This is a genomic window from Bartonella sp. CL70QHWL (assembly GCF_042194855.1).
In the GTDB taxonomy this organism is placed as follows: Bacteria; Pseudomonadota; Alphaproteobacteria; order Rhizobiales; family Rhizobiaceae; genus Bartonella.
Window position 1 is genome coordinate 1 of record NZ_JBHINJ010000127.1, and the last position, 667, is coordinate 667.

At 43.3% G+C, this 667-nt stretch carries 2 protein-coding genes and 1 pseudogene; all 3 read right to left on the reverse strand.

Going from position 1 to position 667, the window contains the following annotated elements; all coding sequences use genetic code 11:
* Positions 1-312 (reverse strand): annotated as a pseudogene (locus tag ACFIJZ_RS10080) (late control protein); the annotation flags it as partial.
* On the reverse strand, positions 309-533 hold the full coding sequence (locus tag ACFIJZ_RS10085) for a tail protein X (protein WP_039760481.1): 225 nt from the start codon (positions 531-533) through the stop codon (positions 309-311). The pseudogene ACFIJZ_RS10080 and the gene ACFIJZ_RS10085, both read right to left, overlap by 4 nt.
* Positions 530-667, reverse strand: a 138-nt coding sequence (locus ACFIJZ_RS10090) for a phage tail protein (RefSeq protein WP_375632040.1), incomplete at its 5' end; no start/stop codon positions are given. The genes ACFIJZ_RS10090 and ACFIJZ_RS10085, both read right to left, overlap by 4 nt.

Below are 667 nucleotides of genomic sequence, written 5' to 3' on the forward strand. Positions count from 1 at the left end.
GTTCATTGATGCGGCGCGCCCTGTCACGCTTAAGCTTTGTGGTGGGCTGCTTACAGAGATTTCGTCTATCAGATAGGATCCCATATCGCGGTTTTTCCCGCCTTCATAGCCAAGTTTTATGGAAATAACTGTCCCGATAAGAGGAATATCAAGAAAGCCGTTATCACTGTCACGTGCGCGGTCATCAAGCTCTATAGTGATACGATCACTTTTGTTTTCTGCTTCATCGGTAATTTCAATCGACAAAACATAGTCCATCAGCATTCTTGTGATGTCCTCTCCATTTGCCAGAACCGTGCAAAAAGGTTTCATGATTGACTGCCCCAAATTCTGATTACCGGTGTGGCTTTCGGATAGGGGAGGGTTGGCAAAACGATTGTGATGCCTGCTTTTAAGATGGGTCCATAGTCTGCAAGACCAAAATTTGCTGCATAAACGCGTTCAACAGCAAGGGCTTGTTGACCCTTTGCATAGTATCTCCAGCAAATGGCATCAACCATATCGCCTTCTTTTGTCACGTAAAGATCACTCATAGCTCTTCACCATATTCTCTCAATTTTATCGTAAATTCTTGTTTTTTGGGGGTGCCATTATGATGAAAAACGCTTTGTTTTTCCTCTACAGAAAGAATGACAAACTTACCTAAGATTTTGCCTTGACCGGTCAC

What these genes read in the sequence shown, in the direction of transcription:
- ACFIJZ_RS10085 (WP_039760481.1), bottom strand. Translation starts at nt 533, where the DNA reads ATGAGTGATCTTTACGTGACAAAAGAAGGCGATATGGTTGATGCCATT.